Here is a 22,887-nt window from a genome sequence, read left to right as displayed (position 1 = left end):
AAACTAACCTATAGACTTTAGTCTAATTAAACTGAGCATATTCGTTTTAATAAAAGCGACAAATAACCGCTCGTTTAACTAGGCTGCAAACCCGGCATGATTATTTACTGATTTAAGTAATCAATAACTTCTTCTTGTAAATCAATATATTCATCTTCAGACATATTTAACTTTTTAAGTATAAACGGTTCAAGGCGCTCCCAATCTTTAATTTTTTCATCACGTAAAATACTATTTACTATGCTTTCAGAGAGCTTTAACACACAAAAACAGAGCTGTTGATTAGGATCGGATGTGTCCTCAAGTAAACTTAAATCATGATGGCGTAGAATAAGCTGGCAAATATCTCTTGGTAAATGCCAACTCGATGCTAAGTAATAGCCGATAATGGCATGATTAGCGCCATAAACACGATCTTCAATATCAACTAAACTTTCTTTACTGCTTCTATTTGAACCATGCAGCACATTGACGTAGTCGTCATATTTAATCGCCATCGGAACTATGCCGCAATCATGAAATAAACCGAGTGTGTATAAATATTCAACTGGAATTTTATTTTTTACTCGCTGTCCAACAATCATGTTTACATTAGCAATTTCAGACGCGTTATCCCAAAAACGCTCTAAACTAATACAACATGTTTTTTGTAAAAACATTTGCTTTAATTTAAGCGCAGGAATAAGTGCTTCTATACCATTCCAACCTAAATACATGATGGCTTGTTTTATGTCAGCAATGCTTCGCACTAAGCCGTAAGCGGGTGAATTAACAATTTTTAAAATAGCAGACGATATGGCCACATCTTTAGCAACTATATCTGCAGCAGCCATTAAAGACGGCTCATTTTGATGTGCTAATCTATCAAGATCATCTAAAATTTGCGGTTTTGGGGGAATAATAAAGTTTTTGTTTACATCAGATAATACCTGCTCATTAACGACAAACATCGATGTCTAGCCTCCAGCTAAGCTATATGGATTATTTATTTAATTCCATTTGAACTTTTATACTAGAAGTTGATTAGAGATTTATCAATTTGTAGGTGCTGAAATTGGTAGGGTAAAAATAATTTTTAAAACCAAAGCAGCACACGCCCGGTATATAGACGTGTGCTTTGAATACTAGCTTATTAGAAGTAATAGCCAATATTAATGTTGAAGCGGCGTTCAGTTTCGCTGCTATCGCCCGCTAATGAACCACCAACAAACGGCATGTTTTTACCATGAACTAAGTCAAAGTATGTAAATAAACCACCTGCAGCAACCGAAAAACCGGTTACGTTCATCCAGGTATCTCTGCTGTTGTCTGATTTGTCGTAAATAGCGCTGTAGTCATTATAAAACTGTAAGTTTGTTACTGCGCCCCATTGCACCGGCACACTGTATGCTACGTTTGCACTCGACATAGTTGCTTCCGCTGCCATGCTATCGTAAAACGAGTAAGCGCCTACAGCAATACGGTTTACGTTATCAATATCGTAGTTGTATTCGCCATGTTGTAATTGCAAGTTCCAAGGGCCCATATTACTGTTTAAGTGAAGCGCCCATGCGTTATAGTCACCTGCGCGGTCAACACCATCATGCAAGCCACCAGCAAGCGCTGACACACCAATTTCAGTTTTACCACCCTCATGCTCTATGTGGTAGCCGTAACGACCTGAGAACGTATTATATTCGCCAATTGGATTGGTCGGCTCAGCGTAAACACCATCACCAGCTTCTCTAAAACCAACAATATCGTATGAGTAGCGATCGCTGCGGTTATCTACATAACCATCAACACCACCTAATTCATCATTTTTGAAAAAGCCTAAATCAAGCTGCCAGTTATCGGCAATTTTACGCTTAAATAACACCCCTAAATCGTGGTCGTCTTCAAGGCCTACGTAATAGTTAGTGCTGAAAAAGTAGTTATGTGAATTGTAAGGCCAGTTACCAAAAGGAACCTGAGTAATACCTGCTTGAACTTGCCAATCATCAGCAAAATCGTAAGCAGCATAGGCGTATTTAACAGCTGTCATGTAATCAAAAAAACGAATTTCAGCGTTTAGTTTTACATCACCCACATCGCCTGAGAAATTTAAGCGAAAAATATCAAAGTCAAAATCGCCGCCGCGATTTTTATTGTCGTCATCATACGAGGTGTGGCTATAGTTGGTTCGAACAGCACCGCCAATTTTAATTCCCTGAGGCTTGTGTTCATGTTTAGCTACTTTAACTTCAGCTATATCTTCTTTCTGTTCAATGGTGCGCTCGATTGTCTTTTCACTTTTTTGCTCTGCTTTTGCAAGTTGCTTTTGCAGCATTTCCACTTGTTTTTGTAAGCTGCTTAATTGCTGCTTTACTTTATCAAGATCTGTATCTGCATGTGCCGGATGTGAAAAAACAACCATAGCCACTGCCAGTGCTAAAGGTTTCATAGGTGTCATAATTTGTCCTTGCTTGCCTTGTTGATGTTATTAACTCGAACTTGGTCAGCGTGAGCTAAGTACCTGCTTGATTTTACATGTTGTTTTACAATGATAACGTATTTTTACAACTCTTCAATTACACTTTATGATTTTGCGCAACACACCAGCAACACACACTACTTTTTAGCAGGGTAAGCATGACAATTAATCATCATTTTAATAAATGAAAGCAGCAGCTTGCAAAATTAAAGCTTAAAAAAATAGTAGGATGATCATGTACCTATTTTTAATGTGTTATTATTTAAAAATCATATTTAAAACAGCCAGTTTGTTGCTACATATATAAATTAAGGATTCTCCAAAAATGAAAAATAACGATACCTTTAACACAATTGCTACGTTAATTTTTAAGCATCTTTATAATAATTTTCCAAGCCCAAGCCAGTTAGATCCTGAACAATTAATTAGCGATGCCTCAGATCATCAAGGTGAGCAAATAAAAGGAACAATTGCGTTTCTTCTTCATGAGGAATATATATTTTCGACGCCCAGCGCCACTTTTTTGCTAACCGAAAAAGGCTTTAGCCACGCTTTGTGTCCTAAGTTTTAAACTCACCACTTACAAAGCGATACCACAAAAAAAGCCCTAGCAATTAAAGCTAGGGCTTTATAATGATTTTTAACGTTTATTTTTTCTCTTTTTCTAAACGCTTCTTAAGGCTCAATGCCGCGTCGGCCGCCAGTAAGCGCATAAATTCAGAACCATTATTTTGCTCACCCTGCCCTGCACCTATAACAATTTCAGGCACTAAGCGACTGTTACCTAAGCTATTAAATAAAGCCGTTTGAATTTTAACTTCTGCTTTAAGTGTTTCATCAAATACATACTTAGGATCAAGCGCTGCTGATTTTGCGCGTAAACGTGCTTCAGCTAAAACGTCCATACCTAATGCTTCTAAGCGTTGCTGTTTTAAAATTTCTTCTTGCTCTTTTGCAAGCTCCGCTTTAACAGCTACACGTTGCTGGGCAGAAATAATCGCATTCGCTTTTATTCGTTCTGCATCAATTTGCTCTTTAATTTTTAGCTTTTCAGACTCAGCTCTTTGCTTTGCAATCGCTTGTTCGCCTAATGCCACTTCAGTACGTGCTTGTTGCTCTGCTTTTTTAAGGTTTTGTCTTGCCAGCGCTTCATCAGCAGCCGCTTGTTTTTGCGCCTCTAAACGTGCATTTACTTTATTTTCGTAATCAATATCAATAATACTCGCATCAACGACTGTGATCCCATAAGAGCCTAAAATAGGCGCATTACGTAGCGGATTACCTTCAGCATCCTTCTTTATATTAATGGTAACGCGTTGTTGCTTACTTAAATTACTTAAATCATCTGACTTATCACGCTCACCGGTACTAATAATTTGCTCAGTAACAAAAATACCATTCGTAAGTTGATCAGAAAAATCTTGGCTTAATTGACCATTACCACCTGAATAATGTTGCTCCACCGACATCATACGAGCCGACGCTTTTACATTTTCTGTTGTTGCACGCATTAAAAGGTTAGAAATTAGGGTTTCTTGGGAGCCAAATTCTTCATGAATTTTTAATAAACCACGCAAAGCACCCGATTCACTAGCGGGTACGTTGCCAGGTAATCTAAAGCGGGAAACACCGCGTGCCCCACCGGTCGTGGTATCTAAGAACCGAATAGGAATGAGTGGTACAATGGCACTGGCTGTTGCGCTGCTATCGCCGGTAAAGTTAATTGAAATAACTTTTTTATAGGCTGATGTCGTACCAAATGCTTTTAAGTAAGGGCCCGCTTGATTTATTACCGTTAAATTACCGGTAAAAGCTGACTGATGAACTAGCCGTTCATCGGCTTCATTCCATGAAATAACCTGCGACGTTAATGTTGCAATCACGGCTAACACCACAACAACGGATGTTAGTAAAATCACATTACGACGGCCAAAACGTGCCATAAATGAGGTATTTTTTGCCTCAGCGACTGCTTGTTGCTCGCTATCCATTTTTAGTACTCTCCATGTTTAGTTTCTTTTTAACAAAATACGTAATTTCTTGTTCGCTTAAATGCGCACAAAAACTACCCGAGCGATGCAAGTCTATAAAAGTTGCAAGGATCTCTTGTTTGCCTTTAATTGTTTTTTCTTGGTTTTCTTGGGTTTGGTTTTTCTCGCTAAGTTGAGCAATGAGTTCATCAATAATGGTGTCTTTATCAAATAACACATTATATTCTTTTGACTTTCTTACTCGGCTCTTTCGTATGTTGCTGTAAATCACATAAAGCGCCACACACAAAATAATAACAAGCGTACTTAACCCAATAATATAAAAAATCATAACGTCTGCTTATATTAATTGAATAATTAACCCCAACAACAAATGTAACGGCTAGGTCACAGGTGTTAAGCCGATAATTTTACAGAATAACGACCCAAATAACAGAATTAAAACTTGGCTTGTGTATATTTTTGTAAAAATTAAATTAGATAAAAGTTCAATATCAGAAGTCTCAATATCTACAATATTACTTTTAGTGAGTGTTAGTAAAAGTTATTACCTGTATTGGTAACAGCCTTTTAGACTCAACAGTGAACATCTTGTATTTAAACTTTCACATTGAATACTAAGCCATTTATTCTTTTTAAAATGAGCTGATCTCAAAGTGAAAATTGCAATAATTTCCGAGTAAAGTTAAAAAAATTTAAATTTTTTACTGGCGAAGATTAAAATGCGACCTACCCTTAGTATGTAAATTAGGTACTGGTTATTTGCTCAAAATTAAATCACATGGGCATGCAGTTGATCATTTACGTTACATCAAACCACTTATTAGTGAAAAGGATATAAAGATGAATAAATGTAAATACGCAGCATTGCTCGCTACAGCTATCTATGGACAATACAGTTTTGCTGCAATCGATGAGCTCACTATTTTACAACACACTCAAGAAGCAAAGAAAACTACAATCGCCAAACAGGCTGACACTAATATAAAACTTTCTAAGCAATTTGCTATCGAAACTGCGCAAGGACACGTAATCACTCAAACTGTATCTCATCCCAATGCTGATTATATAAAACTGCACTTTAGTCAGGTGGACCTAAATGGTAGCGCAAAGTTAGTAGTCAGAAGTGAAGACAACTCAGAACGTTATGAATATAGTAATGACAATATGGGCGCTGCAACGATCGATAGCTTAAACGGGGATGATGGTGTGCATTCATTTTCTTCTATGTCGGTTTCAAATGACAGCGTTATCATTGAGTATTACCCTGATCCAAAAAACAGTAAGCAGCAACACCAGTTTGGTGTTATTGATAGCTATTATTACGGCACTGAAAGCGCCAATATAAATATCAATGAACAAAATAAACCAGCCCCTTTGTCTACCTGCGGTATTAATGAGCGCAAAGATGTGCAGTGTTGGGCTAATTCCAATCCAACAGAGTTTGACCGCAGCCGCCCGGTAGCACGCTTAGTAATTGGTGGCCGCAGCTTATGTACCGGTTGGCGCGTTGGCAGCGATAATAAGTTATTTACCAATAACCACTGTATAGAGACTGCATCTGAGCTTGCCTCTACTGAAGTGTGGTTTAACTACCAAAATAAAAGTTGTAATGGAACAACTAAAGAAACCATTGTAAAAGTGACAGGCAAGGAGTTTTTTAAAACTGACTACACGTTAGATTACACCCTATTTAGTGTTAATGACTTTGCCAATATTGAACAGTTTGGCTACTTAGGGCTTGATGTGCGAAACGCACAGCAAAGTGAACGTATTTATATTCCGCAACATGGTTCAGGTAATCCTAAGGAGCTGTCGATTGAATCGGATCAAGACACCAATGGTTTGTGCCAAGTTAATGCCCCCTCAACGAATGGGCGTGGAAGTAATACTGATATTGGATACTATTGTGACACTATAGGTGGCTCTTCCGGTTCTCCTGTTGTTGCAGCATCAAGTAATCGTGTTATTGCACTTCATCACTTAGGCGGATGCTACAATAAAGGCGCCAAAATAAGTAAGATTTGGCCCCAAGTCGCAACTTACTTTAATAACACAGTGCCTGTTGGCGATAACGACGGTACTACACCACTGCCACCTACCGCACGTTTTGAATACAGCTGTGAACAATTACAGTGTAATTTTGATGCAACTGGTTCCAGCTCCGCAGGTACAATCATTAACTACAGTTGGAACTTTGGCGATAATCAAACCGATACAGGCGCAACTGTGATGCATAGTTTTGTCTCTGCGGGTGACTACGACGTTTCTGTTACCGTTCAAGATAGTAATAATAATACAAATACACTAACCCAAACTATTAGTGTTTCCGATGGTTCCTCAACAGAAATTGAATTAACTAAAGGCCAAGCATTAACAGGCCAAAGTGCAGCAATAAATCAAGAGAGTATCTACTATATTGATGTGCCTGCAAATACCACGAACATTACAATGAGCATATCAGGTGGCTCAGGTGATGCAGACCTATACGTTAAAAAGAGTACAGTACCGAGCACAAACGATTACGACTGCCGACCATTTAGAAATGGTAATACTGAAAGCTGTAACGTGAGTCAAGGAGAAGGTCGCTATTACGTTATGCTTAAAGCCTATAGCAGCTACAGTAATGTCACTATTATGGCTGATTATGAAAACAGCACACCACCGACGGGAGATAGCACCATTATTGCTTCTCGCGCCTATGGATTTCCTGGTTTTTGGCAACGATATAGCTATGTGGTTCCTACAGGAAAAACATCTGTAACAATAAACACAACAGGTAGCCAAGGAGATATCAGCCTGTACGTAAAAGCAGATGGTGCTGTCACGCAAACACAATATGATTGCCTATCAAAAAACACCGGCAACAACGAAAGCTGCACTCTAGCCGTTAGTGCTGGTCAATCATTACAAATCGGCTTACTAGGTATGCTCAGTTATGACTGGGTTAAGCTTGTCGCTACTGCAAAATAGACAATATCATTACCCTAAACAAAGCACTCCAGTATACCTGCAGTGCTTTTCACTTTTAGCTAGTTTCATTTTACAGCAATCTTTGTTGGTTTTTATTTATTCTTCTGGCTTAACTTAAACGTACCTAAGGAAAGCTATGTGGGCAGCGTATGCCTAGTAAATAAGGTTTCATCATCTATTAACGAGTTATACCCACCCATCAAATACTATTTAGCACCTTCAAACCAAACACACTGCCAAAAATTAAAGTTTAAAAAAAGTACACAGATGCTCCAGCTTTGGTACTAGGGTTTTCGCTTGCCGGTAATCATAGGAGTTATCAAAGAAACTCTCCCCCACCAACCAACCAATACAATTGCGGCAATATGTACTATTACAATTGAATACAAACTGTTAGCGAGTATTGAATGAATATTTTCAACAAGTGAACTACCAAAAAAGTAATCTGTCTCTTCTAGTAAAAAACCCGTTGTGGCAAGTGCAATAAATAATAACCATGTTGCCAACACCATTAACCAGCCTAACGGATTATGGCCAGAGTTTTCCGGCACATTTCTGTTTTTTAAGTGTTTAAAGTGCGATTTAAAATCACTAGGTCGCAATTTAATCTGTTTAATACTAGCAAAACCAGAACGAAAAAAAGCCCAAACAAGGCGAATTAGTACGGCCACAAAGGCAACATAACCCACAATTTGATGCTCGTCGCTGCCCGATTCAAGTAAAAAATAATTCAAGCAAAAAGCAATCACTAAAAGCCAATGGATCCCCCTAACAAGGGGATCCCAAATTACTAATGTAGATCGCAAATTAATGGTTTTCCTGTTTAACTACGCTACCATCAACGGGGTTAAAGTAAATTTCTACTTTGCTTCCTTTAACATCGCTACCGTATAGCTCGTAACAATTGCCTTCGGTAACTTTAAACTCTTTAATTTTATAACCTTGCGCGGTTAAGCTATTTTTAAATTCCTGTTGCTCCATCCAATTTTCGTTTGGCTCACTCGTACATTGAGTGGTTTCGTTGGCAACACCGCAACCTGCAAGTAAAAATACACTTACTACTGATGTGATTAAAAGTTTAGCTTTCATTAAAATATCCTTGTTAAAAATGGATTGTCGGTTAATCATACTACGTGCCTTAAATAACAGGATCAATCGCTTTATCGGTACTTAACTTATTCGTCCCCCTTTATTTATGGCAAAGGAATTAACTTATCCCCATTAATAAGTTTAAATTTATTTAACGTGATAGGTTATTTAAGTATTACTCTTCATACAAAACAATACTTCAAAGCAAGCTTGGCCCATATCATCAAAATGTAACTTTCTGGCATAAGGCTACCCTTTTATATGTAATGTTAAGTTTGTAGCCCCCCATACTCTTAATACCAAAATTAGTATAAACCTATAAACTCCTGTCACCCTATGCCATAATCTAAATAATTCATAAATTTAGTAACTTGGCGTTGTGCTTTTTGATATTTTTTAGTGAAAGTGTTCTCTGATAGATTCAAGATTAGAGTCTTCGATTTCGAAATACTTGAACGCTCGTTGTGTTTACGTTTGTATTAAAAGTACATGGCATTAGCATAGAACTAAAGTTTGATGAAGGTGATTTGATTTTTATATACCTGTAGTTGAATGCATCCATGGTTCGTACGTAGTAGCCCGCCTAGACGACAATCAAGCCACATTTAAACAGCTAATAATCAAAGGTGGCCACAAATTCCTAAAAGCCGCCAACCCCAACTGGCCAGAACAGTTAATACCGATTAATGGTAATTGTACGTTAGTGGGAAAAGTTATATTTATAGGTAAGTCTCTATAACATTAGATAATTAAAGGACTAATACATGTTTTTTGAAAACAAAGATAATAGCGCAGTGCTAGAGCTTACTCTAAGGAAGTTTTGGGGTAATGATGATAGATTAAAACTTAAGAATGATTTTAATATTAACGATAATAACTTTAGTCTTTTTACAGACTCATTATCGATTATTAGAGAGATTGTTAACTATCCTAAAACTTGGGATGAATTTACTTTAGGTCAAACGCAGCTATCAACTGAATTAATAAAGATATGCAGTTATTTCAATAAATTGAGTGCTGATAATGTTCAAAATTTACAGAACCCTACAGAAGTAATATACCTCTGCTGTATAAGGTTATTTTACGAGGTCGATTTTAGAAGAAATGAAGAGCTCGTGTATAGCGCCATTTTCAATGAGCAATCTTTAGAAAGAATAAGAGTTAATACTGCTGATAATTCAAAAAATGAATATTTCAGTTCTCACTTCAGAAAAAAAGTGAATGATATAGTGTTTTCTGTCCCCTATGATATGTTAAAGAACCTATTCAATTCAGAAGAAATAAAGTTATTCTCTGAGTTCGATGAAAAAAACAAGGTTGCCAACTCTACATTTGAAAAAATTGAATCTTATGAAGATACAATTATGGAAAGAATAAAAAAGTTTAAAGATGAACTAAGTGAGAAAGAGCAAACCGTAAATAACTTAAAAGAAACGTTAGATAAACAAGAAACTGCATTTAACTTTGTTGGTTTATACAAGGGCTTTAATGAGCTTGCAAAGCGTAAACAAAAAGAAGCTACTAATACTTTTTATTTTCTTATTGTATTAGCATTTTCATTAGTTGTATTTCCTTTGTCCGCTATGATCTCCATATACAACCCTAACGATATTAATCAGAGCCCTGCTATTTCGATACACCTACTAAACTTATTACCGCTTATCTCGTTAGAGATAATCTTGCTCTACTTTTTCAGAGTTGTGCTACACAACTATAAATCAATAAAGGCTCAAGTTCTTCAGGTAGAGCTTAGACAAACTCTTTGTCAATTTATTCAAAACTACGCTGATTACTCGAAAGAAATTAAAAAAGATGATCCTGCTGTTTTAGAAAAGTTCGAAAATCTTATATTTAGCGGGATTATTAGCGATGCTGAAAATCTCCCTAGCACATTTGATGGCATGGATCAGATAGGTAAACTGCTTAGCACACTTAAAGGTAAGGGATAGCATGGAAAAGCTCATTAAAATAATTTGTATAATCGCAGTAATGAGTGCGGTAATTGCAATTACTGCTTTTATTTCTCACTTTGGTTTTGGTTTTGCATCTAATATTGGTAATTGGGGTGCGGTTGGGGACTTCTTTGGTGGTGTACTAAACCCTATGTTCGCCCTATTCAGCTTAATTTTAATTGCCTATACGTTAATGCAAAATAAAAAAGCGCTAGAGCAAAGTGAAAAAGCAATACAACAAGGCACTTAAGCTATAGAGCAAAATGAAAGAGCACTTCAAGTAAGCAATGAAGAACTTAGACTAACTCATGACGAACTTGCCAACTCCTCAAATGCATTAAAAGAACAAGCTACTTTATTAGCACTTCAAAGCTTTGAAACTACGTTTTTTAATATGTTGAAATTGCATAGTCGCCTACTTGATAGATTCAATTATAGTTATAGTGATTCACACGATGCTATAAGTTCTGAACTAAAAATCCCTTACTTTCAAACTGTCAGTGGTAACTTACAAAAACATGGAGTGTTTAGTTTAAATAAGCTACTGATTTAAATGAAAAATGCTCACGAGCAGGTTGGTTACAATTCATCAGTTGTACATATTTTCAATGCTTTTCTGTTATATGAAAACAAAGAATTTGGCAGCTATTTTAGAAACCTTTATCAAGTTCTTAAACTTATAAAAACGAGTATTTCAAATTATCCAGCTCAAAAGAAGTACAGCAATATCTTAAGAGCTCAACTATCAAACCAAGAGCTAACACTTCTACTTTTGAATTGTTTATGCTCTAGTGTTGGCAATGGTCAATTCAAAAAGCTAGTAATTTATTTCGAGCTACTCGAACATTTAGATATTACCTACTCTTTAGATACTGATAACATCGCAACTTTCACAATAAATAACCCAACCCTGCAGTTGACTAGTAATGAAATAGACCAGTACCTTTCAAAAGATAGTAGTGGTAAGCTCATTAAGTCTGCTTTTGGGCAAAACTCTCAAATTATGGAATATTGTAAGTTCAAAAACTTGGTAGACCAGTAGTACTCAGAAGTCCGCATTTATTAGCGGGCTTTACATTATTCAGCATAATTTACTTTCATTTAACCCTGGATTTCATATCTACCTCTGCTTTTGAAAGTCTTGCTCATGCGTGCATTCATGAAGGTGGGAATACTTAATTCCTCTCAAAAGTAAACGATCTAGTCAGTAAACGCTTTTAAGGGCTTTTTTATAATAAAACTCGTTTTAACACCCAAACCTATAAACTCCTGTCACCCTATGCCATAATCTAAATAATTCATAAATTTAGTAACTTGGCGGTATATAAACCGTTTCAAGCTAACTTATAGGGTTTTTTAATGGCTTATCAAGAGCAAAACCAAGCAACAATCTATTGGCACGACTACGAGACCTGGGGGGCAAGCCCGCAAAAGGATAAGCCGAGCCAATTTGCAGGTGTGCGCACCGATCTTGATTTAAATATTATTGGCGAGCCGCTTATTGAATACTGTAAGCCTCAAGCGGATTATTTACCGCATCCTGAGGCGTGTTTAATTACCGGTATTACCCCACAAGTGGCGATGCAAAAAGGCTTAGTTGAGGCAGAGTTTATTGCTAAAATTCATGCCGAATTTAGCGTGCCCAATACCTGTGTGGCTGGTTATAACAGTATTCGCTTTGATGATGAAGTAAGCCGATATAGCTTTTATCGTAACTTTTACGACCCGTACGAGCGTGAATATAAAAACAATAACAGCCGTTGGGACATTATAGATTTAGTGCGTGCCTGCTATGCACTGCGCCCTGAGGGTATTGAGTGGCCATTAAAAGAAGATGGCAGCCCAAGTTTTAAACTTGAGCATTTAACCGTAGCTAATGGCATTGAACATGCCGCTGCTCATGATGCACTAAGCGATGTAACGGCTACCATTGCACTGGCTAAATTAATAAAAGAAAAGCAGCCTAAGCTGTATCACTTCTTTTTTAGTTTGCGTGGTAAAAAAGCACTCGCTGAATTGGTTGATGTATTTAACATGACCCCATTAGTGCATACCTCATCACGTATTCCAGCAACCCAGGGTTGTACCACGTGGGTGGCACCTATGAGCTTTCATCCTGTTAATAAAAACGCAGTTATTTGTTTTGATTTAACCCAAAACCCACAGGTATTACTTGATTTAAATGTAGAAGAGCTACGCAAGCGTTTATACACCAAACGTATAGATTTAGCAGAGGGTGATTTACCGGTAGGTTTAAAACTGGTGCATTTAAACAAGTGCCCTATTTTAGCACCTGCTAAAACGCTACTGCCTGAAAACGCTGCTCGCTTGGGTATTGACCGTGAACAATGCTTGGCTAATTTAGCCATTTTAAAAGCCAATACCGAGCTTCGCGATAAAGTCACTGAAGTATTTAATGAGCAAGGCGATTACAGCGCTACCACGAACGTGGATTATTTACTTTACGATGGGTTTACTAGCCATGCTGATAAAGCTAAATTTGCGATTATTCGTGACGCAAAACCTGAAGACTTGGCAAGTTTAAAGCTTGAATTTGAAGATCCTAAATTTAATACTTTGTTGTTTAGATACCGCGCCCGTAACTGGCCACAAACACTAAACCAACAAGAGCTTGATCAATGGCGTCAATATTGCCAAAGCAAGTTAATGCACGGCGAAGATCAACCCTCAATCAGCGCACAAGATTTTATGATCACTCTTGAAAACCTAGCGCACGAGCATGACGACAGCGAAAAAAATCTTACAATTTTAAAGGCCTTATATAACTACGCGCAAAGTATGTAATTTGCTTTAGTGTATATAACCCATGAAAAACGCGACACTTTAGCAATAAAGTGTCGCGTTTTTTGTTTTAAGTAACTGTACCACTACAAACAAAGTAAAATTTATTTCACAAAGAGAAGCAAATGAGGCGTAAATGAGAAACGCATAAAACCAACATTTACTGTTTATGTTTATCACTTTCTCTAAAAGCGCAGCACCTCTTACCCTTTTTGTGAAAAGTTTACTTTTACCAATTACATTACTTTTTATGCAGTGCTTCAATACGCGCTAGTAAACTTGAGGTATCGTATCTGCCGCCGCCAAGAGCCTGTACATCGGCGTAGTATTGATCGACCGTTGCAGTCATTGGCAGCGTTGCACCGTTATTTTTAGCTTCATCGAGTGCAATACCTAAATCTTTACGCATCCAATCTACAGCAAAACCAAACTCGTACTCGCCTGCCCACATTGTTTTGTAGCGGTTTTCCATTTGCCACGAACCAGCTGCGCCTTTAGAAATGGTTTCTATTACTTTTTCGCCATCAAGCCCTGCTTGTTTAGCAAAATGTAAGCCCTCAGCTAAGCCTTGCACTACACCAGCAATACAAATTTGGTTGACCATTTTACATAATTGTCCAGATCCAACTTCCCCTAATAACTGGCTAAAACGGCTAAACGCCGCCATGATAGGTTGTGCTTTAGCAAATACCGCTTCGTTGCCACCAGCCATTACGGTTAATACCCCGTTTTCAGCACCTGCTTGACCGCCCGATACTGGCGCATCAATAAAATCGATATGCTGTAAAGCCGCTTTTGCCGCAACTTCACGCGCTACCTCAGCAGAAGTAGTTGTGTGATCGATTAAAATCGTGTTTTTGTCCATACCAGCTAAAACGCCATCATCGCCGTATACCACTGACCGTAAGTCGTCGTCATTGCCAACACACATAAATACCATATCGGCACCACTTGCAGCTTCACGCGGGGTAGGTGCAAAACTGCCGTTAAAATCTTCAACCCATTTTTGTGCTTTAGCTGCTGTGCGGTTATAAACACATACGCTGTGCCCCGCTTTTGCTAGATGCCCTGCCATTGGGTAACCCATTACGCCTAAACCTATAAATGCAATTTTTACTGACATAAAAATGACCTATTTAACTGATAACTTAGAAACATAAGCTCGATTATGTCAATCGGCCGCTAAAAAAGCGAATGAAAGTCTTTTAAAATTTCCCTCATACGGAAATTAGGTAGGTAATCTATGGATAGTATTTATCAATTTAACGCACCACTTTGTAATAACGATGATTTTTCTTTGAGTCAGCTAAAAGGAAAAACGGTTCTTATTGTTAATACCGCCAGTAAATGTCATTTTTCTGCGCAATTATGCGCGCTAGAAAAGCTATATCAACAATACAAAAACGATGGGTTTACTATTTTAGCCTTTCCGTGTAATCAATTTGATAAAAATGAGCCATTAGAGGGAATGGCCATTAAAGACTATTATCAAAAACATTTTTCAATTAATTTTGAGGTGTTTAATAAGGTCATGGTAAATGGCCCAGATACGCATCCACTGTTTGGTTATTTAAAGTCTCATACACGGGGTATTGCACAAAACCGAGCAATAAAATGGAACTTCACTAAGTTTTTAGTTAATGCACAAGGGCAGCTGGTTGCTCGCTATGCACCGCGAACTAAACCGGAGTCATTACATAATGTAATAACAAGCTGCTTAGAATCAGTGCCCGTTATAAAACCGACGACCGCTCGTTTAGGAGTCCGTTCGGCTGCATTAAAATAATCCTGTCGTAATTAAAACAACAAGAGTGAAGCATCTATAGTAAGAATAGTTTATGGTAATAAAATAATTGATTACTTGGAGCTAGTTAATGGATATTGCTTTTTTTAGTGCTCAGAAATATGAGCGCCCTTTTTTTGAGCAAAGTTTAAATGGCTTTTCTAACATCACTATTACTTATTTTGAGCAAAGTTTATCGGCGCAGACGGCAATATTAGCTAAAAACTTTGACGCTGTGTGCGTATTTGTAAACGATACAGTAGATAAAGCAGTGATTGAGCAACTTGCCACATTGGGTGTTAGCGCTATTTTATTACGCTGTGCGGGGTTTAATAACGTTGACTTGCCTGTTGCCAAACAGCGTAACCTCAGCGTATTACGCGTACCCGCTTACAGCCCTGAGGCAGTCGCGGAGCATTGTGTTGCCCTTATGCTCACCCTCAGCCGTAAAACACACAAAGCTTATAACCGCGTGCGCGAAGACAACTTTGATTTAAATGGCTTACTTGGGTTTAACTTACATAACAAGACCATAGGGATTATAGGCTGCGGTAAAATAGGCTTGGCACTGTGTAACATTTTAAATGGTTTTGGCGCTAACGTTTTAGTGTGCGACCCTTTTGCAAAACCAGGCAATTACACTATTACCGATTTAAATACCCTACTTGCCCAAAGCGATATAATTTCACTGCACTGCCCGCTGAGCGAAGACACGCACCATTTAATCGATGACGCCGCATTTAATAAAATGAAAACCGGGGTCATGCTCATTAATACTTCTCGCGGTGCGCTGGTAAACAGCCAAGCGTGTATCAAAGCACTTAAATCACAAAAACTGGGGTATTTAGGGCTTGATGTGTACGAACAAGAATCAGAGCTGTTTTTTAAAAACCACAGTGACGAAATAAATCAAGACGATATATTCTCTCGTTTAGTAAGTTTTAGAAACGTTTTAATAACAGGGCATCAAGGCTTTTTTACTCAAGAAGCTCTAACCGAAATCGCTAATATAACATTACAAAATGCAAACGAGCTTGCTCAAGGGCAAACGCTAACCAATCAAGTATTGTAATATCAAGTCATTTAAAATGTAAAAAGCGAACTTTCGGGTGACTCCCAATAGTTCGCTTTTTAAAACTGCATTTTTAAATTCGCGTTTAAAAGTTTTTAACCAAACGCTACATTTGCAAATACTAAGGTCATTAGCACTGGGCAGACAAAACGAATGTACTGAGCAAACCAATAGTGCGGCCCACTACTTGCCTTGTTCAGTTTATTACCACGTTGCCATAGCCAGCCTACCGTTATAAAGTAAAACAGCCCCATTAACGGCAATTGGTATTGAGTAAATACCATAATCACTAAACCAAATAACCAATCAAAGTTTAAAATAATGGTACTGGCACAAATAAGCACAACAGCACTGACTGCCCATGTTGCTTTGGTTCTATCTACACTGTGGTTTTCAACCAAAAATGCCACAGGGATCTCAGTTGATGAAATAGTTGAGGTAACTGAAGCTATCGACATCAATACAAAAAATAATAAGCCAACCAATAAACCAATTTCACCCATAGTGCCAAATAGCTCAGGTAATATGGCAAAAATAAGTTGCCCCTCACCAATTAATTTACCGTTATTAAATACTTCAACGCCATTGTACTGGGCAACATAAATAGCCGGAATTATTAATAAGCCCGCTAAAAACGCCACGCTGGTATCAAGTAGCGCAACACTTGCGGTTAATTTTGGTAAGTTAGCACCAGGTTTTAAATATGAGCCGTAAATCATCATACAGCCTACCCCAAGCGACAACGAAAAGAACGCCTGTCCCATTGCGGCAATAATTAAATCAGGGTCGAGTATTTTGCTAAAATCAGGCACTAAATAAGCAGCAAACCCTTCGCTTGCGCCATCTAACGTTGCAATATAAATAATAAGCCCAATAAGGAGAACAAGTAAAAGCGGCATTAAACGGCGTGACCAGGTTTCTATTCCCGACTTCACCCCTTTTAAAATAATACTGGCGGTTAAAATAAGCATAAGCGGCGTAAAAATAAAATTACGTAACATAGAGTCGCTATGTAAAAACTCACTCAAGCTATGCAAGCCAAAAAAGCTACTTATAGGCTCTATAGCGTAGGAAAGCATCCAACCGGCCACAATTGAGTAAAAACTTAACATAACGATGGCACCGGCAAGGCCAATATAGCCTGCTGCGGCTCCCACTTTAGGGGCATGATCTTGCCATGCTTGGCTTAGCGCTTTAACAGGGTTAGCTTGGGCTTTGTAACCTAAATACAGCTCGGTGTACAAAGCAGGTAACGCCAGCAAAAAAATAACGATAAAGTAAACCAGTAAAAATGCGCCGCCACCATGATTAGCAGCCTGCGTAGGAAAACCCCATATATTACCTAAACCTACCGCTGCACCGGCTGCTGCCAATACAAAACCTAGTCGACTTTGAAAACCATCACGCACTTGTGCCATACACCTACAAATCTGTTATTATTTTAACGAATGCGAATTAAACCATATTTAAGAGCGGCTGAGTAATAAAAATGTACTTAGCGCTCACAACAACTAACAACCGCTCACAAACTATCCAGCTTTGGGTAATAAATATGTAATCGGTCGTCATTTATAACGAGCAATGATGAGTGTAACTTACTTTGAAAACCAGCTAAAAGCCACGCCCGCTTTAGCAAATAACAGCCATTGCATTGCGTTGCTTAACGCAACCACCCTCAATGTGGGTGAATTTGATTTACCCCACTATTTAAGCCCTTTTGAGCTCAATGTTATTAATCGGCGTAAAAATCCACAGGCTAAACAAGAATATTTAGCCACACGTTTAGTGCTTAAATACCTAGTAAAAACCGCTTGTTCTTCTTATGCATCATTAAAGCTGTGTGATATTAGTTCTGAATTTAACCCCGATAACAGTAAATTAGAATTACATATTAAAAATACAACAGGCGTGATCAGTTGCTGTATTTCTCATTCTCATGGTTTTGTAGGTGCAGCGTTAAATGTAGCATCAACTCAATTTGGCTTTGATATTGAAAAAATTAGTTTAAAGCGCCCTTTTAATAAACTCGCTAAGCACTTTTACCACCCAGCCGAATTGAGCTTAATAACCGATTCAGATAACATAACAACTCAAGCACATCATTTTTTTAGGATTTGGACATTAAAAGAAGCGCTGGCTAAAGCCACCAGCCGCCCCATTGCTCAATTATTAAGCCCTAATGTGTTTAACGAACTTAATAACACTCAGCTTACAGCTTGCAGCAATACCGTGGTTGGAGCACATAACGACATGTTTGATATTAGCGTTGTGGCAAAAAAAAGCACCGACTGGCGGTGCTCAATAATAACTATTAACGATTTACGCAGCGCAATCACTTTCTAGTAATCGACTATGAATCGCTTGAACCACTGCATCAGACTCGCTTTGCTCAACTAAAAAGCACAAGTTATGTTTACTTGCACCATGGCAAATGAGTCGAATATTAAAGTCACTTAATACTTTCATTAAATTCATTTCATGTTGGCGCAAAACAATTTCAGAGCCAATTAACGCTACCAGCGTTAAATTGTTTTCAACCGATACATGGCAAAATTCAGCGAGTTTATCCAAGCACTCTTGATCTAGCTCTGGGCGTGATGCATTAGGCGCATTATCAAGGGTAATTGCCACACTAATTTCAGAAGTGGTGACCAAATCTACCGAAATATTGCACTCACTTAAAATAGTAAATATACGGGCTAAAAAGCCACTGGCTAACAGCATTTCTGGGCTTTTAAGGGTTAATAATATTTGATTTTTACGTTGTGTTACCGCACGAATACCAGGTAGCTGCGATTTTTCACGTTCAATCCACGTACCGCCAAGTTCTGGCTCTGTGCTTGAGCCAACAAACACATTAATATGGCTGCGACTGGCAGGTAAAATAGTTGCCGGATGCAATACTTTAGCGCCAAAGGTCGCCATTTCTGCTGCTTCATCAAAACTTAAACGCGCAATAGGAGTGGCTTTTACACACAAACGAGGATCGGTGCTAAAAATACCTACTACGTCAGTCCAAATATGCACACTTTTAGCGTTAATAGCCTCAGCAAGCAGTGCAGCGCTATAATCTGAGCCGCCTCTACCGAGCGTGGTCGTTAAATTGTTTGCATCGCTACCAATAAACCCTTGGGTCACAATAACGCTATCATCAAGCAGCGGAATTAAATGTGCTTTAGCGGCTTGCGCTGTGGCGGCCACATTTGGTGTTGCTTTACCAAATTGGCTATCGGTTTTAAGCACCTGGCGCACATCAAAACGAGTGGCATTTAAACCCTTTAACCTTAGTACTTGGGTAAATAAGTACGACGATAAACGCTCGCCAAAGCTAAGTAGCTCATCGAACTGCTGCTCAGTATTGAGTGTTTGTGCCGCCAACGTTTGAAATGCATCAAGCGTTTGATTAAACCCAAGGGCTAAATCCTCATCTAACGACAGGTCATTTAAAATAGCCTGCTGAATCGCAAGAACACCATCAATATGCTGTTGGCGTTTAGTGGCTTCAATACCCGCTTTGCAAAGCTCCACTAAATGATTAGTCACTCCGGCACTGGCGCTTACTGCAACAATACGTACATTTTTATCGTTTACGATAATTTCGCTACAACGGCTCATCGCCTCAAAGTTAGCAACGCTGGTGCCACCAAATTTGGCAACAATGTAATCTGATTTTGTGCACTGTGAACTTTGTGGCACTGATTGGGTAGTCATTTCGTCTCCTTTCGCGGCATCCAAACCGCAATAAAACAAGAAGAACTTGGCAGGAAATAAAGATAAGAAAAATCTACTGCCAGAAGCTCTCCACCTAAATTGGTGACAGTTTTGAGGATTCAGCCCCATAAACCGAAAAACAATGGTAACGACCCATTATTTTCCTCGGCGAGTACTTCCCTCCTTAATGATCGCAGGCTGTCGTTGCCTCACATTAAGTACCTAAGTATCGCACCTCTTCTGAATGTATTATTAACCTGTGGCTAATAAAACAAAACCGCACTAAGAGTGCGGCTTTGAAAGTTATCGTTTAGACGTCTAGCTGTCAAGTCGTTTTACTATAAAATCAAATAAAACTACCCATTAAGTAAGAGCCCGCATAACCAAAGGTGTAACACAGTAATAAATACAGCGATAAGCGAAGGTAACTTGCAAACGTCAGCTCTTTTACCTTACTCATGGCTATAATACCGGCCGCCGAGCCAATGATTAGCATAGAGCCACCTACACCGGTTGCATACGTAAACGACAACCAATGCTGTTGACTCATTACAATGTCGGCTTTTAATAACGCTGCCGTTAGTGGCACGTTATCAACACCTGCGGATAAAATACCCATTAAGTAGTTTGCGTACTCTGGCGCCATTACCGTATACAAATTAGTAAATTGGCTCAGTACCCCAACTTCTTTTAACGCACCAACAAGCAGTAACACACCCACGAAAAACAATAAGGTGTCGTACTCTATGTCGCGTATAAAATCGATCATATCTTTGTTGATGTCTTTTTTGCGCATTAAAAATTGCGCGACTAAAAACATAATAGATAAACCCAATAAAAAAGTAAGCAGAGGCGGTACACTGTATAAAACACTCAATGTAAGCGTAGCAATAACCGTAGTGAAGAAAATAACCGCAATGGTTATGTCGGTTTTTTCAATACGTTTGAATTTAGTCTTTTTAAACTCTAACTGCTTGTTCATACCAATTGATAACAAAGTAGCCAGTAATAATACACTTAATAACGCAGGCACAATTAACAGTAATAAATTGCTAATTGTTACTTTACCATCAAGGAAAATCATAAGTGTGGTTACATCACCCGTGATAAGTGATACACCACCGGAGTTTACAGCAAATACAATAAGCGTGGCGTACTTAACTAGTTTTTTGGCTTCAAGCTTTAATGACATAATCACTGCCAGTGATATTAGCGTGGCCGTAACGTTGTCGGAAATAGATGAAAATAAAAACGCAAAACACCCCACCAAAAACATCAGCTTACGCTCACTAATGCTGGTTGGCATAATCCGGTTCACAACATTTTCGATAAGTCCTTTAGAGTTTAAATAGGCGACAAAGGTCATTGCGGCCATTAAAAACAGCCATAAAGAAGCAATTTCTAAAATATTGTGGTCTAGGAGGGTTTGAATCGTTTCGGGGCTTTGCCCATTAAGAGGAAAAATAAAGGAGATAATCCAACAAAGTGTACCAAAAAATAATGTCGTTTTTGCTTTGTTTACGTGGATCACATCCTCAATAACGATAAGCAAAAATGCAATCGCTATCAGCGTCAGGATAATCGAGGAAACCATGATATTAAACAACCTTCGGGGTTAAGTAAAAATTGAAACCATGTAAAAAATATACCCACAAACTCTATGTGCCTATATTCGGCGCGGATACTATCACTAAGCGGGTGTAAAAACTATTATTAAATCGTCGCAAAAACGAATACCATATAAGTTCGAGAAATATAAAATAACGAATACTAGGAAGTTGCAACGCCTTATGATCCCAGCTAAAAAGCTACTTAATACCCTAAATGAACACTGGGGTGTATTAGAGCTATTATTTAAGCGCTTTAAAATGGCCGACTTTAGTATTAAAGATCTTCAAAATGCCATTAAGCAAAAGCAACCCACGTGGAATAATGAGCGTATTTATAAAGAAACCAACCGGTTATTAAATCAAGAAATTATTATTCCGCTGGCTAAATCGTCACAACTGGAAATTAACCGCGCCATTGCCGACTTTGCCACCTTTTTACTGCAAGAAGAACATTTAGGCTTAGCACAAGAAATTAGTGTCTTGGTTGATGATTTGGCCCGTTTAGGTAATCGGCTATCCAATGCCGGTGAAATGGAAGATTTTGATGATTTACGCCGCTTTAGCCGTATTATGGATGATCGGGTGCGTAAAATAATCAAACTGTTTTTACACAACGAAAACGCTATTTTAAATATTGTTGAGCAAGCCAAATCTAATAATGCGGTGCAGTCGCTACAAAAACGCTATAAAGCCGTGATAGAAGCGTTTGATGAGTATATAGAACCCATGCTGGAAATGGTGGATATTAGAGGCGACTTTCATGCCTGCTTTACCCTTATTGAGCAACAAATTAGCACCCAAATAGAACATATTGAACGTTCAGGCAAAGCGTACAACGATAAACGCATGCTTGAACAATTGCGTACCCGCATTCTAGAAATGCACCTAGTTGGCCGGATAAGCTTACGTAAAAGTGCCGATATGTTAATGCCACTGCGTGAAGAGTTGCGCCGTAATAACCTTATTACCCGCCAAGTAGCAAAAGTATTAGGACTAATACGTAAAAATGGGGTAGATAATATGCTCAGCGCCGTGCAGCCACATTTTGTAAGCGATGCGCAAAAGTATTCATTGGGTCAACAGCGCCATATAGTAGCCTACATGGCAAGCCTGGCTGAATTTGAGCATCATGAATATCAGCTACCAGAGCAAAACGATGTGCCTGCGTTTGTCACACCAAACATTCCTGACTATCACGATGTAAAAGCGCAGTTTGCAAAACGCTTCAAAAAGCAGCGTAAAAAACCACAGCCTCTGCTGCAATTTTTAGACGAAAGCTACCCAGAGCTTGAAGCCGATGAAATGCTGTTTTTGTATCAAAAACTAGTGAGCGATACCACCCTACACATTAGCCAAAGCGATAAAAAAGCCCGCGTTAACATTGCAGGCCAGCACTTTTCTTTGTACCCCTTTAATTCAGAGCCTAAGGCTGACAAAGCCGAGCACGAGTAA

General features: G+C 38.5%; 21 protein-coding genes and 1 riboswitch. Of the genes, 11 read left to right on the top strand and 10 right to left on the bottom strand.

Going from position 1 to position 22,887, the window contains the following annotated elements:
* Nucleotides 1-104: 104 nt before the first annotated feature.
* Both N523_RS0111545 and N523_RS0111540 read right to left on the bottom strand, forming a co-directional pair.
* Complete coding sequence (locus N523_RS0111545) at nucleotides 105-950, bottom strand: HDOD domain-containing protein (protein ID WP_028835111.1); 846 nt, start codon at nucleotides 948-950, stop codon at nucleotides 105-107.
* A 182-nt stretch (nucleotides 951-1,132) separates the two neighbouring features.
* Nucleotides 1,133-2,431 (bottom strand): porin, encoded by a 1,299-nt coding sequence (locus N523_RS0111540; RefSeq protein ID WP_028835110.1) that lies wholly within the window; start codon nucleotides 2,429-2,431, stop codon nucleotides 1,133-1,135.
* Between the two features lie 346 nt (nucleotides 2,432-2,777).
* Here N523_RS0111540 and N523_RS0111535 point away from each other — a divergent pair, with 346 nt between their 5' ends.
* Nucleotides 2,778-3,023: a hypothetical protein gene (locus N523_RS0111535; protein WP_013465128.1), complete on the top strand. Its 246-nt coding sequence runs from the start codon at nucleotides 2,778-2,780 to the stop codon at nucleotides 3,021-3,023.
* A 76-nt stretch (nucleotides 3,024-3,099) separates the two neighbouring features.
* Here N523_RS0111535 and N523_RS0111530 read toward each other — a convergent pair whose 3' ends face one another.
* Entirely contained in the window at nucleotides 3,100-4,443 is a 1,344-nt protein-coding gene (locus tag N523_RS0111530) for an SPFH domain-containing protein (RefSeq protein ID WP_013465129.1), read from the bottom strand.
* Nucleotides 4,436-4,774 carry a hypothetical protein gene (locus N523_RS0111525; RefSeq protein ID WP_028835109.1) on the bottom strand — a complete coding sequence of 113 codons (339 nt, stop codon included), beginning with the start codon at nucleotides 4,772-4,774 and terminating at the stop codon, nucleotides 4,436-4,438. The genes N523_RS0111530 and N523_RS0111525 overlap by 8 nt, the downstream gene beginning before the upstream one ends.
* A gap of 512 nt (nucleotides 4,775-5,286) precedes the next feature.
* Here N523_RS0111525 and N523_RS0111520 point away from each other — a divergent pair.
* Nucleotides 5,287-7,416: a pre-peptidase C-terminal domain-containing protein gene (locus N523_RS0111520; RefSeq protein ID WP_028835108.1), complete on the top strand. Its 2,130-nt coding sequence runs from the start codon at nucleotides 5,287-5,289 to the stop codon at nucleotides 7,414-7,416.
* A gap of 284 nt (nucleotides 7,417-7,700) precedes the next feature.
* On the opposite strand, the gene N523_RS0111515 is transcribed toward N523_RS0111520, so the two are convergent.
* Together N523_RS0111515 and N523_RS0111510 are read right to left on the bottom strand one after the other, a co-directional pair.
* Nucleotides 7,701-8,222 carry a cytochrome b/b6 domain-containing protein gene (locus N523_RS0111515; RefSeq protein ID WP_036950451.1) on the bottom strand — a complete coding sequence of 174 codons (522 nt, stop codon included), beginning with the start codon at nucleotides 8,220-8,222 and terminating at the stop codon, nucleotides 7,701-7,703.
* A gap of 1 nt (nucleotide 8,223) precedes the next feature.
* Nucleotides 8,224-8,505: a PepSY domain-containing protein gene (locus N523_RS0111510; RefSeq protein ID WP_028835106.1), complete on the bottom strand. Its 282-nt coding sequence runs from the start codon at nucleotides 8,503-8,505 to the stop codon at nucleotides 8,224-8,226.
* A 538-nt stretch (nucleotides 8,506-9,043) separates the two neighbouring features.
* Between N523_RS0111510 and N523_RS19365 the strand changes: the two genes are divergently transcribed.
* The 5 genes from N523_RS19365 to sbcB all read left to right on the top strand — a co-directional run bounded on the left by N523_RS19365 (nucleotide 9,044) and on the right by sbcB (nucleotide 13,262).
* Entirely contained in the window at nucleotides 9,044-9,244 is a 201-nt protein-coding gene (locus N523_RS19365; protein ID WP_331280068.1) for a S24 family peptidase, read from the top strand.
* Between the two features lie 25 nt (nucleotides 9,245-9,269).
* Entirely contained in the window at nucleotides 9,270-10,454 is a 1,185-nt protein-coding gene (locus tag N523_RS19560; protein ID WP_197019872.1) for a hypothetical protein, read from the top strand.
* 1 nt (nucleotide 10,455) lies between these two features.
* On the top strand, nucleotides 10,456-10,707 hold the full coding sequence (locus tag N523_RS0111500) for a hypothetical protein (protein ID WP_028835105.1): 252 nt from the start codon (nucleotides 10,456-10,458) through the stop codon (nucleotides 10,705-10,707).
* Between the two features lie 303 nt (nucleotides 10,708-11,010).
* A complete protein-coding gene (locus tag N523_RS0111495) occupies nucleotides 11,011-11,499 on the top strand; it encodes a putative phage abortive infection protein (RefSeq protein ID WP_028835104.1) in 489 nt (162 codons plus the stop codon).
* Between the two features lie 317 nt (nucleotides 11,500-11,816).
* Entirely contained in the window at nucleotides 11,817-13,262 is a 1,446-nt protein-coding gene (sbcB, locus tag N523_RS0111490; RefSeq protein WP_028835103.1) for an exodeoxyribonuclease I, read from the top strand.
* Between the two features lie 238 nt (nucleotides 13,263-13,500).
* Here sbcB and N523_RS0111485 read toward each other — a convergent pair whose 3' ends face one another.
* Nucleotides 13,501-14,382 carry an NAD(P)-dependent oxidoreductase gene (locus N523_RS0111485; RefSeq protein ID WP_028835102.1) on the bottom strand — a complete coding sequence of 294 codons (882 nt, stop codon included), beginning with the start codon at nucleotides 14,380-14,382 and terminating at the stop codon, nucleotides 13,501-13,503.
* A 120-nt stretch (nucleotides 14,383-14,502) separates the two neighbouring features.
* Between N523_RS0111485 and N523_RS0111480 the strand changes: the two genes are divergently transcribed.
* Both N523_RS0111480 and N523_RS0111475 read left to right on the top strand, forming a co-directional pair.
* Nucleotides 14,503-15,045 carry a glutathione peroxidase gene (locus tag N523_RS0111480; protein ID WP_028835101.1) on the top strand — a complete coding sequence of 181 codons (543 nt, stop codon included), beginning with the start codon at nucleotides 14,503-14,505 and terminating at the stop codon, nucleotides 15,043-15,045.
* A gap of 88 nt (nucleotides 15,046-15,133) precedes the next feature.
* Nucleotides 15,134-16,114 carry a 2-hydroxyacid dehydrogenase gene (locus N523_RS0111475; protein ID WP_028835100.1) on the top strand — a complete coding sequence of 327 codons (981 nt, stop codon included), beginning with the start codon at nucleotides 15,134-15,136 and terminating at the stop codon, nucleotides 16,112-16,114.
* A gap of 95 nt (nucleotides 16,115-16,209) precedes the next feature.
* On the opposite strand, the gene N523_RS0111470 is transcribed toward N523_RS0111475, so the two are convergent.
* Entirely contained in the window at nucleotides 16,210-17,532 is a 1,323-nt protein-coding gene (locus N523_RS0111470; RefSeq protein WP_028835099.1) for a sodium-dependent transporter, read from the bottom strand.
* Nucleotides 17,533-17,698: 166 nt separating this feature from the next.
* Between N523_RS0111470 and N523_RS0111465 the strand changes: the two genes are divergently transcribed.
* Complete coding sequence (locus tag N523_RS0111465; RefSeq protein ID WP_028835098.1) at nucleotides 17,699-18,457, top strand: 4'-phosphopantetheinyl transferase family protein; 759 nt, start codon at nucleotides 17,699-17,701, stop codon at nucleotides 18,455-18,457.
* On the opposite strand, the gene lysC is transcribed toward N523_RS0111465, so the two are convergent.
* Together lysC and nhaD are read right to left on the bottom strand one after the other, a co-directional pair.
* Complete coding sequence (lysC, locus tag N523_RS0111460; RefSeq protein ID WP_028835097.1) at nucleotides 18,434-19,825, bottom strand: lysine-sensitive aspartokinase 3; 1,392 nt, start codon at nucleotides 19,823-19,825, stop codon at nucleotides 18,434-18,436. The two genes, N523_RS0111465 and lysC, sit on opposite strands and share 24 nt — an antisense overlap.
* Nucleotides 19,826-19,900: 75 nt before the next feature.
* Nucleotides 19,901-20,073, bottom strand: a riboswitch (Lysine riboswitch).
* A 98-nt stretch (nucleotides 20,074-20,171) separates the two neighbouring features.
* Complete coding sequence (nhaD, locus tag N523_RS0111455) at nucleotides 20,172-21,419, bottom strand: sodium:proton antiporter NhaD (RefSeq protein ID WP_013465139.1); 1,248 nt, start codon at nucleotides 21,417-21,419, stop codon at nucleotides 20,172-20,174.
* A 196-nt stretch (nucleotides 21,420-21,615) separates the two neighbouring features.
* Between nhaD and N523_RS0111450 the strand changes: the two genes are divergently transcribed.
* On the top strand, nucleotides 21,616-22,887 hold the full coding sequence (locus tag N523_RS0111450) for a hypothetical protein (protein WP_028835096.1): 1,272 nt from the start codon (nucleotides 21,616-21,618) through the stop codon (nucleotides 22,885-22,887).

It is taken from the genome of Pseudoalteromonas sp. 23_GOM-1509m (assembly GCF_000518425.1).
GTDB lineage: Bacteria > Pseudomonadota > Gammaproteobacteria > Enterobacterales > Alteromonadaceae > Pseudoalteromonas > Pseudoalteromonas tetraodonis.
This window is presented reverse-complemented; position numbering and strand designations above follow the sequence as displayed.

Coding starts and splice junctions, on each gene's coding strand:
- N523_RS0111545 (WP_028835111.1), bottom strand. CDS start 950: ATGTTTGTCGTTAATGAGCAGGTATTATCTGATGTAAACAAAAACTTT.
- N523_RS0111540 (WP_028835110.1), bottom strand. CDS start 2,431: ATGACACCTATGAAACCTTTAGCACTGGCAGTGGCTATGGTTGTTTTT.
- N523_RS0111535 (WP_013465128.1), top strand. CDS start 2,778: ATGAAAAATAACGATACCTTTAACACAATTGCTACGTTAATTTTTAAG.
- N523_RS0111530 (WP_013465129.1), bottom strand. CDS start 4,443: ATGGATAGCGAGCAACAAGCAGTCGCTGAGGCAAAAAATACCTCATTT.
- N523_RS0111525 (WP_028835109.1), bottom strand. CDS start 4,774: ATGATTTTTTATATTATTGGGTTAAGTACGCTTGTTATTATTTTGTGT.
- N523_RS0111520 (WP_028835108.1), top strand. CDS start 5,287: ATGAATAAATGTAAATACGCAGCATTGCTCGCTACAGCTATCTATGGA.
- N523_RS0111510 (WP_028835106.1), bottom strand. CDS start 8,505: ATGAAAGCTAAACTTTTAATCACATCAGTAGTAAGTGTATTTTTACTT.
- N523_RS19560 (WP_197019872.1), top strand. CDS start 9,270: ATGTTTTTTGAAAACAAAGATAATAGCGCAGTGCTAGAGCTTACTCTA.
- N523_RS0111500 (WP_028835105.1), top strand. CDS start 10,456: ATGGAAAAGCTCATTAAAATAATTTGTATAATCGCAGTAATGAGTGCG.
- N523_RS0111495 (WP_028835104.1), top strand. CDS start 11,011: ATGAAAAATGCTCACGAGCAGGTTGGTTACAATTCATCAGTTGTACAT.
- sbcB (WP_028835103.1), top strand. CDS start 11,817: ATGGCTTATCAAGAGCAAAACCAAGCAACAATCTATTGGCACGACTAC.
- N523_RS0111485 (WP_028835102.1), bottom strand. CDS start 14,382: ATGTCAGTAAAAATTGCATTTATAGGTTTAGGCGTAATGGGTTACCCA.
- N523_RS0111480 (WP_028835101.1), top strand. CDS start 14,503: ATGGATAGTATTTATCAATTTAACGCACCACTTTGTAATAACGATGAT.
- N523_RS0111475 (WP_028835100.1), top strand. CDS start 15,134: ATGGATATTGCTTTTTTTAGTGCTCAGAAATATGAGCGCCCTTTTTTT.
- N523_RS0111470 (WP_028835099.1), bottom strand. CDS start 17,532: ATGGCACAAGTGCGTGATGGTTTTCAAAGTCGACTAGGTTTTGTATTG.
- N523_RS0111465 (WP_028835098.1), top strand. CDS start 17,699: ATGAGTGTAACTTACTTTGAAAACCAGCTAAAAGCCACGCCCGCTTTA.
- lysC (WP_028835097.1), bottom strand. CDS start 19,825: ATGACTACCCAATCAGTGCCACAAAGTTCACAGTGCACAAAATCAGAT.
- nhaD (WP_013465139.1), bottom strand. CDS start 21,419: ATGGTTTCCTCGATTATCCTGACGCTGATAGCGATTGCATTTTTGCTT.
- N523_RS0111450 (WP_028835096.1), top strand. CDS start 21,616: ATGATCCCAGCTAAAAAGCTACTTAATACCCTAAATGAACACTGGGGT.